This window comes from Bradyrhizobium sp. USDA 10063, from assembly GCF_054063735.1.
The window spans coordinates 6,994,316-7,006,804 of record NZ_JBSSGP010000002.1 but is presented as its reverse complement, the minus strand read 5'-3'; the positions used below and the strand labels follow the sequence as shown (position 1 = coordinate 7,006,804).

General features: G+C 64.3%; 12 protein-coding genes. 5 read left to right on the top strand and 7 right to left on the bottom strand.

All coding sequences use genetic code 11. From position 1 onward, the window contains the following. Positions 1-64: 64 nt before the first annotated feature. Positions 65-1,750 (bottom strand): methyl-accepting chemotaxis protein, encoded by a 1,686-nt coding sequence (locus tag ACVJGD_RS35055; protein WP_456638479.1) that lies wholly within the window; start codon positions 1,748-1,750, stop codon positions 65-67. A gap of 230 nt (positions 1,751-1,980) precedes the next feature. Between ACVJGD_RS35055 and ACVJGD_RS35050 the strand changes: the two genes are divergently transcribed. From ACVJGD_RS35050 to ACVJGD_RS35035, 4 genes are all read left to right on the top strand, one after another. After that, positions 1,981-3,024, top strand: a complete 1,044-nt coding sequence (locus ACVJGD_RS35050; protein WP_225706455.1) for a C-terminal binding protein — start codon at positions 1,981-1,983, stop codon at positions 3,022-3,024. 139 nt (positions 3,025-3,163) lie between these two features. Beyond that, positions 3,164-4,504, top strand: a complete 1,341-nt coding sequence (locus tag ACVJGD_RS35045; RefSeq protein ID WP_456638478.1) for an ABC transporter substrate-binding protein — start codon at positions 3,164-3,166, stop codon at positions 4,502-4,504. Positions 4,505-4,635: 131 nt separating this feature from the next. Next, positions 4,636-5,592 (top strand): carbohydrate ABC transporter permease, encoded by a 957-nt coding sequence (locus tag ACVJGD_RS35040; RefSeq protein ID WP_456638477.1) that lies wholly within the window; start codon positions 4,636-4,638, stop codon positions 5,590-5,592. After that, positions 5,585-6,481, top strand: a complete 897-nt coding sequence (locus tag ACVJGD_RS35035) for a carbohydrate ABC transporter permease (protein WP_456638476.1) — start codon at positions 5,585-5,587, stop codon at positions 6,479-6,481. Before ACVJGD_RS35040 ends, ACVJGD_RS35035 begins: the two co-directional genes overlap by 8 nt. Before the next feature lies 1 nt (position 6,482). On the opposite strand, the gene ACVJGD_RS35030 is transcribed toward ACVJGD_RS35035, so the two are convergent. The 6 genes from ACVJGD_RS35030 to ACVJGD_RS35005 form a co-directional block, all read right to left on the bottom strand. Next, positions 6,483-7,304, bottom strand: coding sequence for a TonB family protein (locus ACVJGD_RS35030; protein WP_456638475.1), 822 nt, complete (start codon positions 7,302-7,304; stop codon positions 6,483-6,485). Positions 7,305-7,310: 6 nt separating this feature from the next. After that, positions 7,311-7,757, bottom strand: a complete 447-nt coding sequence (exbD, locus tag ACVJGD_RS35025; protein ID WP_456640474.1) for a TonB system transport protein ExbD — start codon at positions 7,755-7,757, stop codon at positions 7,311-7,313. Positions 7,758-7,760: 3 nt separating this feature from the next. Beyond that, positions 7,761-8,546 (bottom strand): tonB-system energizer ExbB, encoded by a 786-nt coding sequence (gene exbB / locus ACVJGD_RS35020; protein ID WP_456638474.1) that lies wholly within the window; start codon positions 8,544-8,546, stop codon positions 7,761-7,763. A 23-nt stretch (positions 8,547-8,569) separates the two neighbouring features. Then, the gene (gene hutX / locus ACVJGD_RS35015) at positions 8,570-9,085 is read right to left on the bottom strand and encodes a heme utilization cystosolic carrier protein HutX (RefSeq protein ID WP_456638473.1); all 516 of its coding nucleotides are present in this window, start codon (positions 9,083-9,085) and stop codon (positions 8,570-8,572) included. A gap of 10 nt (positions 9,086-9,095) precedes the next feature. Further along, positions 9,096-9,431 carry an antibiotic biosynthesis monooxygenase family protein gene (locus tag ACVJGD_RS35010; RefSeq protein WP_225122238.1) on the bottom strand — a complete coding sequence of 112 codons (336 nt, stop codon included), beginning with the start codon at positions 9,429-9,431 and terminating at the stop codon, positions 9,096-9,098. A gap of 193 nt (positions 9,432-9,624) precedes the next feature. After that, positions 9,625-12,018, bottom strand: a complete 2,394-nt coding sequence (locus ACVJGD_RS35005) for a TonB-dependent hemoglobin/transferrin/lactoferrin family receptor (protein WP_456638472.1) — start codon at positions 12,016-12,018, stop codon at positions 9,625-9,627. Positions 12,019-12,280: 262 nt separating this feature from the next. On the opposite strand from ACVJGD_RS35005, the gene hemP reads away from it, so the two are divergent. Beyond that, entirely contained in the window at positions 12,281-12,487 is a 207-nt protein-coding gene (hemP, locus tag ACVJGD_RS35000) for a hemin uptake protein HemP (RefSeq protein ID WP_456638471.1), read from the top strand. The last annotated feature ends 2 nt before the right edge of the window (positions 12,488-12,489 follow it).

Genomic DNA, 12,489 nt, shown 5'->3' with positions numbered 1-12,489 from the left:
AATCAATCACTGTGGTCAGTGATTACTGGATGCCCCGCCTACGCGGGGCATGACGACAACGGCCTTACGCCGCGCGTACCTTGGCCAGGAACTGGTCCACCGCGTTGCGGAGCATGCCGGACTGGGTGTCGAGCTCGCGGGCATTCGACAGCACGTCGGAGGCCGCGGTGCCGGTGGCGGCGGCGGCCGTGGTGACGCCGCCGATATGAGTGGAAATCTCGCTCGAGCCGGTCGCGACCTGCTGGATGTTGCGCGCGATCTCGCGCGTCGCATCGCCCTGCTGATCGACCGAGGTCGAGATGCTGGCGGTGATCTCGCTCATCTGCGCGATCGTCTCGGTGATGCCGCCGATCGAGGCGACCGCCTCGGTGGTGGAGGCCTGCATGGCGGCGACCTGGGCGGAGATCTCCTCGGTCGCTTTCGCGGTCTGGTTGGCGAGCGCCTTCACCTCTGAAGCGACCACCGCAAAGCCGCGGCCGGATTCCCCGGCCCGCGCCGCTTCGATCGTGGCGTTGAGCGCGAGCAGGTTGGTCTGCGCGGCGATCGAGTGGATCAGCTTCACCACCTCGCCGATCTTCTCCGCGCCGGTGGAGAGCGCCTGCACGGTGGCGTTGGTGCGCTCGGCATCGGCCACCGCCTTGTTGGCGATCTCGCTGGAGCGCGCGACCTGGCGGGAAATCTCGGTGACCGAGCTCGACAATTCCTCGGCGGCCGCGGCAACGGTACCGACGTTGTTCGAGGCGCTTTCGGAGGCCGCGCTGACGGTCGCAGCCCGCGCGCTGGCGTCGCTCGCGGTCGCCGTCATCGATTGCGCGGTGGTCTGCATGCCGGCCGCAGCGGTCGCGACCGAACGCACGACGCCGGTGATGCTGCGCTCGAAATCGTTGGCGATATTCTCCATCGCGGCACGGCGCTCGCTCGCAGCACGGGCCTGCGTCTCCGCTTCCGCCTGCTCGAGGCCGCGGATGCGAACCGCATTGTCCTTGAAGATCTGCACGGTCGCCGCCATGGCGCCGATCTCGTCGCCCCGGCCGACGCCGGGAATGTCGCCGTCGAGTTTGCCGTCGGCGAGTTCTCGCATCCTGGTGCCGAGCTGGCCGAGCGGCCTGGTAATGCTGCGCCCGATCAGCCAGGCGATCGAGCCGGAGATGATGGCGATGCCGAGGATCGACAGGGCGAGCAGCCAGGCGATCGGCGCCAGCTTGGCGTCGATATCGTCGATATAGGCGCCGGTGCCGAGATACATGTCGAAGCCGGGAACGGCGACGGCATAGCCGATCTTGCGGATCGGCTTCTGCTCGCCGGGCCGCACATATTCGTAAGTGAGGAGGATTTCGCCCTTCGCCTTCACGCCATCCATCAATTCGCGGGACAGCTTGCGGCCGTTGGTGACCACGTCCATGCGGTTGGTGCCGATCAGCTTGGGATCGGGCGCCAGGATGGTGATGCCGTCATAGGAGGTGCCGAACAGGTAGCCGGAGCCGTTGTCATAGGTCATCGAGTTGCCGCGCTTGCCGAGCTCGGCGAGGGCCGCCTCCTTGGTCATCCGCCCGGCATCGACCTCCTTCTTCAGGCCGGCCGCCATGTTCCTGGCCATCTCGACCATCGCCTTGGTCTGGTCGATGCGAGCGTTCATCATTTCGCGCTGCATCAGATGGTGCGCGAGGACGCCGGCGGCGCAGAGGCCGAGGATGGTCACCCCCACCAAAATGCCGAGTTTGGGGGTGATCTTGAGGTTGGTCAGCTTCACAGGGCGTCTCCGGGAATGGCGCGCTTGCATGTTTGTCGGATTGATTCGGCCCACCGTAATGTGAGAGCCTTTAGCGTCAGGTTACGAAGCCTCTCCGTAAAAGCCCGGGAAAGCCGCGCTCAAGGCAATCGGGAACGGTGCGGAGCGCGCTTCGCTGCGCGAAGACGAGGCAGCGACGACTTGTCGCGGCCGAATAATCAACAACCGAACAATCAAATCGGGAGCAGGAGATGTCGAAGTTCAGGGTGGTGACGCCGAAGGGCGCAAGCTTCACGGTGGCCGGCGGCGGCTACGACTACGAGAAGGAGGCGCTCGATCCGATCGGCGCCGAGATCATCGAGGCTCCCGCCAACGAGGCGGAATTCATCGCCGCAGCCAAGACGGCGGACGCGATCTACGCCAAGGGCATGCCGATCACCAAGGCGGTCATCGATGCGCTCGAGAACTGCAAGGTGATCACGCTCGGCAGCGTCGGCGTCGACAGCGTCGACGTCAAGGCGGCAACCGCCCGCGGCATCCCGGTCACCAACATCCCCGACACCTTCATCGAGGAGGTCGCCGACCACGCGATGATGCTCTTGCTTGCCGGCTTCCGCCGCCTGGTCGAGCAGGACAAGATGGTGCGCGAGGGCCGCTGGGCAGAGGGGCGCCCGGCGCTCCTGAAGATTCCGCGCCTGATGGGGCAGACGCTCGGCTTCATCTCGTTCGGTCGCGTCGCCCGCGCGGTGGCGAAGCGCGCCGCACCGTTCGGCCTCAGGATGATCGCCTACGATCCGTTCATCCAGGAAACGCTGATGTCGGAACACAACGTGCTGCCGGCGACGCTGTCGGAGGTGCTGTCGCAATCCGACTTCGTCTCGATGCATGCCCCGGCGCGGCCCGAGGTGCACCACATGCTGACCGAGAAGCATTTCCGGCAGATGAAGAAGAGCGCGATCTTCATCAATACCGGACGCGGCGCCACGGTGGACGAGGAAGGGCTGATCAAGGCGCTGCAGGAGGGCTGGATCGCGCACGCCGCGCTCGACGTGCTGGAGAAGGAGCCGCCGTCGCACAACAATCCCCTGCTCCGCATGGACAACGTCACGCTGACCGCCCATGTCGCCTCCGCATCGGCACGTTTCGACGAGGCGCGCAAGCGGCGCGTGGGCTACGAATTGTCACTGGTGCTTTCCGGGCTGTGGCCGGTAAGCTGCGTCAATCCGTCGGTGCTGCAGAACACCTCGCTCCGGCGCTGGCAGCCCGTCAGCATGGATCGCGGCCCGAACAGCTAGCCGGCGGGGAACACACGTTTCCCGCGATGCGGAAATTGCGCGGGGCAAAAGTCTCAAGGCGATCGCTTCGGTCCCACGAGGGCCGAAGTTCACGTTCACCGGCGAGTAACGCCGGGAACGATAAACAAGGGAGGAGACTATGGGGAACGACCTCACACGTCGTGACGCGTTGGCGCTCGGCCTCTCGGCCGCGGCGCTGGCGGCAACCGGCGGCTCGGCGCAATCAAGCGAATCGCTGGTCAAGGCCGCCGACGTCGCCGCACCGTCGCTGCCGATCGAGAAGGGCGCGAGCCTGCGGATGCTGCGGCCGGTCCGCTTCGTCAAGACCGACGAAGACGTGTTCCGCGCCAACGCCGCCAAGTTCACCGAGAAGATGGGCGTCGAGGTCAAGGTCGATTTCGTCGGCTGGGAGGACATCAACCAGCAGACCGCGGTGACCTCGAACTCTGGCGCCGGTCCCGACATCATCATCGGCTTCTCGGACGCGCCACATATCTACGCCGACAAGCTGATCGAGCTCACCGACGTCGCCGAGTATCTCGGCAAGCGCTATGGCGGCTGGCAGACGCTGGCCCAGAAATACGGCAAGCGCGCCAAGGGCAACGCCTGGATCGGACTGCCGTTCGGCGCCAGCAGCGGTCCGCTGGTCTACCGCAAATCGGTGCTGCAATCGATCGGCTACGACAAGGTGCCGGAAGACCATGCCGGCGTGCTGGATGTCTGCCGCAAGCTGCAGAAAGCCGGTAAGCCCGCAGGCTTCGCACTCGGCAACGCCGTCGGCGACGGTAACGGCTTTGCCAACTGGATCCTGTGGTCGCACAATGCATCCCTGCTCGATGAAGAAGGCAACGTCACCATCAACAGCAAGGAGACGGTGGCGGCGCTGAAATATCTGAAGGAACTGTATCCGACCTTCATCGCCGGCACGCCGTCCTGGAACGACGTCTCCAACAATCGCGCCTACTCGTCGCAGGAAATCGCGCTGACGGCCAACGGTGTCTCGCTCTATTTCGCGCTGAAGAACGATCCGGCAACCGCAGGGATCGCCGAGGACACCGAGCATCAGTTCCTGCCGAAGGGCTTCGCCAGCACCACGCCGATGGCGGGCCTGACGCTGAACGCCATGGTGTTCAAGCACAGCCCCTATCCGAATGCCGCCAAGGCCTTCCTGCAGTTCATGATGGAGAAGGAACAATACGAGCCCTGGCTGAACGCCAACAGCGGATACTGGGCGCAGCCGCTCGTGGCCTATGCGGATGCTGCCGTGTGGTCCGGCGATCCCAAGGTCAAGATCTTCAAGGACACCATGAAGAGCCAGTATTACGCCGGCTACAAGGGCCCGATCTCGACCGCGACCGGCGCCGTCAATGCCGATTACGTGCTGGTGCAGATGTGCGCCTCGGTCGCGACCGACGCCGCGACGCCGGAGGCTGCGGCCTCGGAGGCGGAACGGCGCTGCAAGCGGTATTTCCGGCGGTAAATCGATAAGCGCCGTCATTGCGAGGAGCGGAGCGACGAAGCAATCCATGCCTCCACAACCGGTGAGATGGATTGCTTCGCTTACGCTCGCAATGACGACGTAGGGCTTCGATCAGCACAGGACACGTATTCATGTCCGTGACCACACTCTCCCCCCGAGGAATCGCGCTGCGCCAGCCGAACTGGTTCGCGCGCCTGCTCGACTACAAGCCGTTCCTGATCGTCGTATGCCTCGCGCCGGCGATCGGGCTCTTGACCGTGTTCCTCACCTATCCGCTCGGGCTCGGCGTCTGGCTCGCCTTCACCGACACCACGATCGGACGGCGCGGCATCTATGTCGGGCTGGAGAATTTTCAGTATCTCCTCAGCGATCCCCTGTGGTGGGGCGCGGTGTTCTACAGCGTGTTCTATACGGGGATCGCGACCTTCGGGAAATTCGCGCTCGGCTTCTGGCTGGCGCTGCTGCTCAACAACCACTTTCCGCTCAAGAGCCTGCTCCGCGCCATCGTGCTGCTGCCGTGGATCGTGCCGACCGTGCTGTCGGCGCTGGCGTTCTGGTGGATTTACGACCCGCAATTCTCGATCATCTCCTATCTGCTGGTCGACGTGCTGCACTGGCGCACGACCAATATCGACTTCCTCGGCTCGGCTTGGCCGGCGCGGTTCTCGCTGATCGCGGCCAATATCTGGCGCGGCATTCCGTTCGTGGCGATCTCGCTGCTGGCCGGCCTGCAGACGATCTCGCCCTCGCTATACGAAGCGGCGATGCTGGACGGCGCCTCGTCCTGGCAGCGCTTCCGCTACATCACCTTCCCGATGATGATGCCGATATTGGCGATCGTGATGACGTTCTCGATCATCTTCACCTTCACCGATTTCCAGCTCGTCTACGCCATCACCCGCGGCGGGCCGGTGAACTCGACGCACCTGCTCGCGACGCTGGCGTTCCAGCGCGGCATCGCCGGCGGCGAACTCGGCGAGGGCGCGGCGATCGCGGTGTCGATGGTGCCGTTCCTCGTTTTTGCGACGCTGTTCAGCTATTTCGGCCTGGCCCGGCGCAAATGGCAGCAGGGAGAGAGCGATGACTGACGCCGTCGCCCAGCCAACCAAGGCCGCAAGCGCAGCCCCCGACACGATGGCGTGGGACTCCCGCGCACGGCGGATGATGATGATCTATCTGCCGCTCGCCTGCTTCGTCATCATCCTTCTGTTTCCGTTCTACTGGATGACGGTGACCGCGTTCAAACCGAACGCGGAGCTGCTGAACTACAGGGAGCACAACCCGTTCTGGATCTCCTCGCCGACTTTGGCGCATATCCAGCACCTCCTGTTCAACACTGCCTATCCGCGCTGGCTGAAGACGACGATGCTGGTCGCGATCGGCTCGACCTTCCTGTCGCTGTTTGCGAGCACGCTCGCGGCCTACGCGATCGAGCGGCTGCGCTTCCGCGGCAGCCCCTATGTGGGCTTGGGCATCTATCTCGCCTATCTGGTGCCGCCGTCGATCCTGTTCATTCCGCTCGCGACCGTGGTGGTGCAGTTCGGCCTGTTCGACAGTCCCCTGGCGCTGATCCTGGTCTATCCGACTTTCCTGGTGCCATTCTGCACCTGGCTCCTGATCGGCTATTTCAAATCGATCCCCTATGAGCTGGAGGAATGCGCGCTGGTCGACGGCGCAACAAGGCTGCAGATCCTGCGGCGGATCACGCTGCCGCTCGCCGTGCCCGGCCTGATCTCGGCCGGCATCTTCTCGTTCACATTATCGTGGAACGAGTTCATCTACGCGCTCGCCTTCATCCAGAGCAGCGCCAACAAGACCGTGCCGGTCGCGATCCTGACCGAACTGGTCTCCGGCGACGTCTATCAATGGGGCGCGCTGATGGCGGGCTCGCTGCTCGGCTCATTGCCGGTTGCGATCTTCTACTCGCTGTTCGTGGACTACTACGTGTCCTCGCTGACCGGCGCGGTGAAGGAATAGGCTACTGGACGACGAACTCGACCGGGATGGTGAAAGCCATCGACCCCTGACTGATCTCCGGCGGAAACGCCGGAAAGGGCTGCGCGCGGCGAACCAAAGCCAGCGCGTGGGCATCGAACATCGCAATGCCCGACGATCCGCTGAGCCGACTGGCGAGCACCTGTCCGCTGCGGCTCAGCGTGAAGCTCAGCCTGGCAACGCCCCGTTGGCCATTGCCTCCCGATGGATATTGATGGAGGCGCAAAAGGTGCGCGCGGACTCGCTGATTGTAGGATGCGATCGCTGACGCCGAGGCGCCGGCGCTGATCGCCGATGCTGCGGGCGCCTGACGCTCGGCGCGGGGCGGCGCCGTGGTGCGGGGAGCCGGCAGCGCATCGGTCGGCTTCTTCGCTTCCCGACGAACCACCTTCGGTTTCGCAGGCGCCGGCTTCTGATCCGGAACCATTTTTGCCGGCTCTGGCGTTGGCGGCGTCGGCTGCGCCTTCTGCTCCGGCGGCGCGACGACATCAGGCTTTTCCTGCACCGGCGTCGGCGGGATCAGCTCTTCCACGGCCTGCTGCTGCACGGGCTCGGGCGGCGAGGCATCGGCCTCGTCCATGACGGGCCCCGGCACACGCTCCAACGGTGTCGATTGCGGTGCCGATGTCGCAGGCGCCATATCCACCATGATGGCGGGCAAGGTGACGCCCGGCGGCGACGCCTGATACCAGTTGATGCCGAGCGCAATCAGCGCCGCGTGCGTGGCGAGGATCGCGAACGCGGATATGCCCCAGCGCCGCAGCGTGGTGTCGTCGGTGACGTCATGCAGCGCGAAGGCGTTCATGGCGGATCAGCTTCGGCCGTCGAGGCCGACCAACGCGATCTTGAGATAGCCGGCGTTGCGGAGCAGGTTCATCACCTCCATCAATTCGCCATAGCTCACCGCCTTGTCGGCGCGCACGAAAATGCGTTCGTCCTTGCGGCCCTTGGTAGCACCATCGATGGTCGTGGCCAGCGCATCGCGCGCGACGATGTCCTCGCCGACGGCAACTGAAAGGTCGGGCTTCACGGTGACGAACACCGGCTTGTCCGGGCGCGGCTGCGGCTCGGCGGTGCTCGCGGGCAGCTCGACGCCGAGGTCGACAGTCGCGAGCGGAGCAGCGACCATGAAGATGATAAGCAGTACCAGCATGACATCGATGAAGGGGGTGACGTTGATCTCATGCGCCTCGACGAGATCGTCCTCGGCGCGAAACCGTCCGCCCCCTGCACTGCCCGCCCCGAGCCTGACGCCCATCATTCACTCCGCAGCGCGGGCGAGCCGAAGCAGGCCGCGATCGCCCTCGCGGCTCACCAGCAGCAGCACCATGGCGCAGGCATCGCCGAGCAGCGCGCGATGGGCAGCGATCGACCGCGTCAGATGATTGTAGATCACGACCGCCGGAATCGCGGCCACGAGGCCGAGCGCCGTCGCGAGCAACGCTTCGGCAATACCCGGCGCGACGACGGCGAGGTTCGTCGTATGCGCCTCGGAGATACCGATGAAGGAATTCATGATGCCCCAGACCGTGCCGAACAGGCCGACAAAGGGCGCGGTGGCGCCGATGGTCGCGAGCACGCCGGTGCCGCGCGCGGCCTGCCGCGCCATCGCGGCCTCCACCCGCTCCAGGCGGAGCACGGTGCGCTCCTTGAAGCCGTCGTCGAACACGCCGCCGGAGAGGCTCGCCTCGCGCGCTGCCGACTGGATGATCTGCGCCACCGCGTCGTCGCCGCCGCGGCTCGCCTGCTCCGCCTCGGCCAGCACGGTATCCTTCTCGAGCAGGCGCAGGCGCTCTTTCGCCAGCGCCGTCTCGCGGCGGATCTCGATGGTCTTCGCGAGCCAGATTGTCCAAGTCACCAGCGAGGCAAAGGCCAGCCCGATCATGACCGCCTTCACCACGATGTCGGCACTCTGGAACATGCCCCAGGGCGACAGATTGCGTGGCAGCAGCGCATTGTCGTCGGCGGCAAAGCAAGCGGCCGGCCACAGCGCCGCGCTGGAGGCGATCAGCGCGCGCCGGCAAAATCCATCGAGCCATGTTTGCATGATCGCCTCCCGGTGTTGCTTCCTCAGGCCGCCTTCCTCGGCGCGATCCGGTCCGCAAGCGCATGGAAGCGCTGAAGCTGATCGCCGCGCAGCGCGCGGGTCTCGTCGCGGCCGACGAACACCTTGAACATGATGCCGCCGTCGACATTGATGAAGGCGATGAAGGCCGACGACTTCCCCATGAAGGGGCGTTCGACAAAGGCGATCGCCCCACAACGCTCGTGGCGGAAATGGCCGTGCAGGCCCTTCGGCTGCATCAGGTTGAAATAGCCGCGGCCGATCTCACCGGCCGGTATCGCGCCGGTGAACTCGAAGATCGCATCATCAGTGTGGACGATCAGCGTCACCTCGCCCCACTCCGCAATGTCCTGCATGGCGTCGGCGAATTCGCCGCCACTGCCGAGCCGCACCATCTCGCCCGGCAGCGCCTCGATCACCGCGCGCGGCGAAACCTTTCGCTCGCGCGCGACGTCCTCGATCACGGCGCCGGGATTGTCGACCATGTACGCCCTGAGATCGGCGAACTCCGTACTCGACATGGCGGTCTCCTTACGCCGCAGCGCTCGCCTTGCGTTCGGTCTGGATCACCTCAAAGCCTTCAAACTTGGGATGACCGAGATAAAGGCTCTCGCCGGTCTTGTTGTCGGCACGGGCATGCGCGCGGCGGAATTCCTCCGAGCGCGTCCAGGCTTCGAAGGCCGCCTTGTCGACCCAGGTGGTGTGTGACGAATAGAGCGTGTGATCCTCGGCCTCCGGCCCCTTGAGCAGATGGAATTCGACAAAGCCCGGCAGGTTGCCGAGATAGGATTCGCGGGTGGCCCAGACGGTCTCGAACGCCTGCTCGGCGCCCTTCTTCACCTGGAAGCGGTTCATGGCGATAAACATCGTCGAATTCTCCTTCTAGATTTGCGGCGCTTTGCCGCTTGTTAGGCTTTTTAGGCTTTCGGCGCTGCGCCGCATGGGCAGCCTGCCGATTAAGTGGGTTGAAAACAAGAACGCACCAGGCCGCGCTGGGACATCAGCGCGGCCGGCGGTGCGGATGATGGTTACGCCCCCGTCGGGGCTTCCGGTTCCTCGATCAGGTACCTCCGAAGTGATATCTAAGGCCGCCCTTGAACACGATCCCCGGTCCTGCGCTAGCCCATTTGACGTCGTTCTGGGTATCGCCGGCGGAGCCGACCGGAATGGCGTAGGGCCGGTAGTACTGATCCAGCAGGTTCTCGACCGAGAAGTTGAGCACCAGATCGCGCGTCGGCGTGTAGGCCACGTAGAGGTTCACGAGATCGTAAGACGTCGCCGGGGTGAAGGTCGGAGGAATATTGTTATTGGCCTGGGCCGACGTCCACATCGCGGAGATCACCAGCGTGTTGTCGAGCAGGCGCACGCCTGCCGTCGTGGTGATCTTCTGCGGCGGGATGCTGTAGAGCCCGAGGCCGGTCTGGAGGTTCTTGCCCTGCATGTAGCTCCCGGCAATGCCCACGAACCAGGTGCGCGCATCGTACATCGTCTCGGCTTCAAAGCCCTGGATCCTGGCCTCGGCGATGTTCTGATACTGCACGAACGGTAGCACAGTGATCGACGGTGCGGGCGGCGGACCGGTCGGAACCACCAGCGGAGGTCCGTAGGACACCAGATCGATGTAATTCTCAATGTCATTGCGGAAGAAGTTGAACTTGCCGCGAATGCTGTCGCCCGGCACGAACAGGTCGTTCTTCTTCAGGTTGAAGCCGATCTCCTTGTTCTTGCCGACTTCGGGCTTCAGGTTCGGATTGGGGACGAAGCAGAATGTCGAGTCGGCGCCGGGTCCCGGCGTGCCCGACGGACAGCGGAAGAACGAGTCGTTGATGGTGGCGCCGGAATGCGGGCCGTTGACGAGCGTCTCGGTGATCGATGGCGCGCGGTAGCCTTCCGCATAGCTGACATAGGGCGTCAGCATCGCGGCGGGTAGAAGCCCGACCGTGATCTTCGGCGACAAGCGGTCCCCGCTGGAGGATGTCGTCCCCGATTCCAACTGGTAATTGTCGTAACGCAGCGCCGAGATGGTTTCGACCAGGTTCTGGTAATTGGCCTTCCACTGCACGAAGCCGCCGGATAGCGTGCGCCGGCCGCCCGGCGTCGTCACCTCGGACGTTCCGGTCCTGTCGTTCGTGCTCACCTCGTCCTGGAACGCATCAAGGCCGTAGGTGATGGCATGCTGCCAATCCATCAGGTCGAAGCGTGAGGTGTTGTGAACGTCGACGCCGAACGTATCCAGGAGATAGCCGCGATTGCTGCCGATGCAGCCGGAGACAGCGTTGCCGGGCACGCCGCCGCAGAACGCCGACGGCGTGGTGCCGGTATGCGCGGTCTTGATCTGGTCGTTCTCGGTGCGATTCCAGTAGACCTTCGCATCCCAGTCGAACAGCCGGTCATCGGGCTGCGAATAGGTCCAGCCCAGCGTGGTCGTGTAGTTCTTCACGTTGCTCGCATAGACCGACGTACCCAAGAGGTTGTTGGTTCCGTTCGGGTTGGTCGAGTTCGGATCGCCCGCGCGCCGCGCCGGCTGACCGACGCTGTAGATGTCTTCCTGGAAGATGGTGCCGAGCTTGACTTCGTGTCCGTCGGCCGGGCGCACCGTCAGCTTGGCGATGCCGCTGGAGAGCCGGTTGCCGGTATTGGCGACTTCAAACCCGGTACCGTCCTTGTAGTTCTCCTGCGTGCTGTAGGTGCCTCCCGCGAACACATCGACATTGGGATTGACGTGAACGCCGCCGAAAGCCGAGGTGAGCCAGCGCCCCTCATTGCTGCCGAACACATTCTTGTAGTCGATGCCCCATCTCTCGCCGGGGCGCACCACATCTTCGATGTCCTTGGTGCGGAACGAGGCCACGCCGCCGATCGCGCCGGAGCCGTAGATGTTCGCCGTCGGGCCGCGCACGATGTCGATGCTGCTGATCAGCTCCGGATTGAGGAAGAAGGAGCCATTCGCGAAGTGGCCGGTGCGCTGGTAGTTCTGCCGGGCGCCATCGACCACAACGGCGACGCGGCCGAAGTCCTGCAGGCCGCGGATGTTGATCGACGTCGACGGCTCGTCGCCGCGATTCTGCACCCAGACGCCCGGTATATTGTAAAGGAGATCGCCGACCGTTGAGGGCTGGCGGCCCTGGATCTGCTCGAGCGTGACCACGCTGACCGGCGCAAGCGCGTCGATCGCACGCTCTTCCGTCTTCGATGCGGTGGCGGTGATGGTATCGAGCGATTGCACCGGCGTGCCGCCGATCTGCGCGCGCGCATTCATCACGGGCGCCGCCGCCTGCTGTTCGACTTTCGGCTTCGCCGGCTTACGCTTGGCCTGCTTGGCACGCTCGGACGCGCGATCAGCCGGCTGCGCGTCCGTAGTCTGGGCCAAGCCGGACTCGGCAAGCAACAACCCGATTGAAACCACCGACGCGCCCAAAATGAGGGCACGCGAAATCCTAGCCCCGTCAGCCATACTGCCCCAATCCAAAGATCTGCTTTTTGGGTCTGGCTGGCGTGCGCTCGCCAAATGATGCGAGCGGCTTGCTGGCTACCAAAATATACAGCGCGGGCCATCCGCCCGCATTACGTTCATCTTCGTTACGGCGCGGTAACAAAGTGGTCAATAACGGCACGGCGCAGTTTATATCGATTGTAAACTGCCGCGATTGGCTTGCGGCGCGGGCGAACTATACAAACAGCAATCCAGAGAACGTTCGGGGCGCAGCAAAGAGGATATGGCGGCAACTTCCGGAGACAGTATCGAAGGCGCCGGGGGGCGCGCGGGAAATGCCTCACCTGCCGTGAGAAACCTCTCCATGACCGGCAACCGGATCGACAGCCGTGAGCTGTTTCAGAGCGAACGGGAGATCATCATCGCGCATGGCGAAGAGATTTACCGGCTGCGGCTGACCTCGCAGAACAAGCTGATCCTCACCAAGTGATC

Excerpts from the sequence above, each read along its gene's own strand:
- ACVJGD_RS35005 (WP_456638472.1), bottom strand. The coding sequence starts at position 12,018 with ATGGCTGACGGGGCTAGGATTTCGCGTGCCCTCATTTTGGGCGCGTCG.
- ACVJGD_RS35050 (WP_225706455.1), top strand. The coding sequence starts at position 1,981 with ATGTCGAAGTTCAGGGTGGTGACGCCGAAGGGCGCAAGCTTCACGGTG.
- exbB (WP_456638474.1), bottom strand. The coding sequence starts at position 8,546 with ATGCAAACATGGCTCGATGGATTTTGCCGGCGCGCGCTGATCGCCTCC.
- hemP (WP_456638471.1), top strand. The coding sequence starts at position 12,281 with ATGGCGGCAACTTCCGGAGACAGTATCGAAGGCGCCGGGGGGCGCGCG.
- ACVJGD_RS35010 (WP_225122238.1), bottom strand. The coding sequence starts at position 9,431 with ATGTTTATCGCCATGAACCGCTTCCAGGTGAAGAAGGGCGCCGAGCAG.
- ACVJGD_RS35045 (WP_456638478.1), top strand. The coding sequence starts at position 3,164 with ATGGGGAACGACCTCACACGTCGTGACGCGTTGGCGCTCGGCCTCTCG.
- ACVJGD_RS35040 (WP_456638477.1), top strand. The coding sequence starts at position 4,636 with ATGTCCGTGACCACACTCTCCCCCCGAGGAATCGCGCTGCGCCAGCCG.
- ACVJGD_RS35030 (WP_456638475.1), bottom strand. The coding sequence starts at position 7,304 with ATGAACGCCTTCGCGCTGCATGACGTCACCGACGACACCACGCTGCGG.
- hutX (WP_456638473.1), bottom strand. The coding sequence starts at position 9,085 with ATGTCGAGTACGGAGTTCGCCGATCTCAGGGCGTACATGGTCGACAAT.
- ACVJGD_RS35035 (WP_456638476.1), top strand. The coding sequence starts at position 5,585 with ATGACTGACGCCGTCGCCCAGCCAACCAAGGCCGCAAGCGCAGCCCCC.
- exbD (WP_456640474.1), bottom strand. The coding sequence starts at position 7,757 with ATGGGCGTCAGGCTCGGGGCGGGCAGTGCAGGGGGCGGACGGTTTCGC.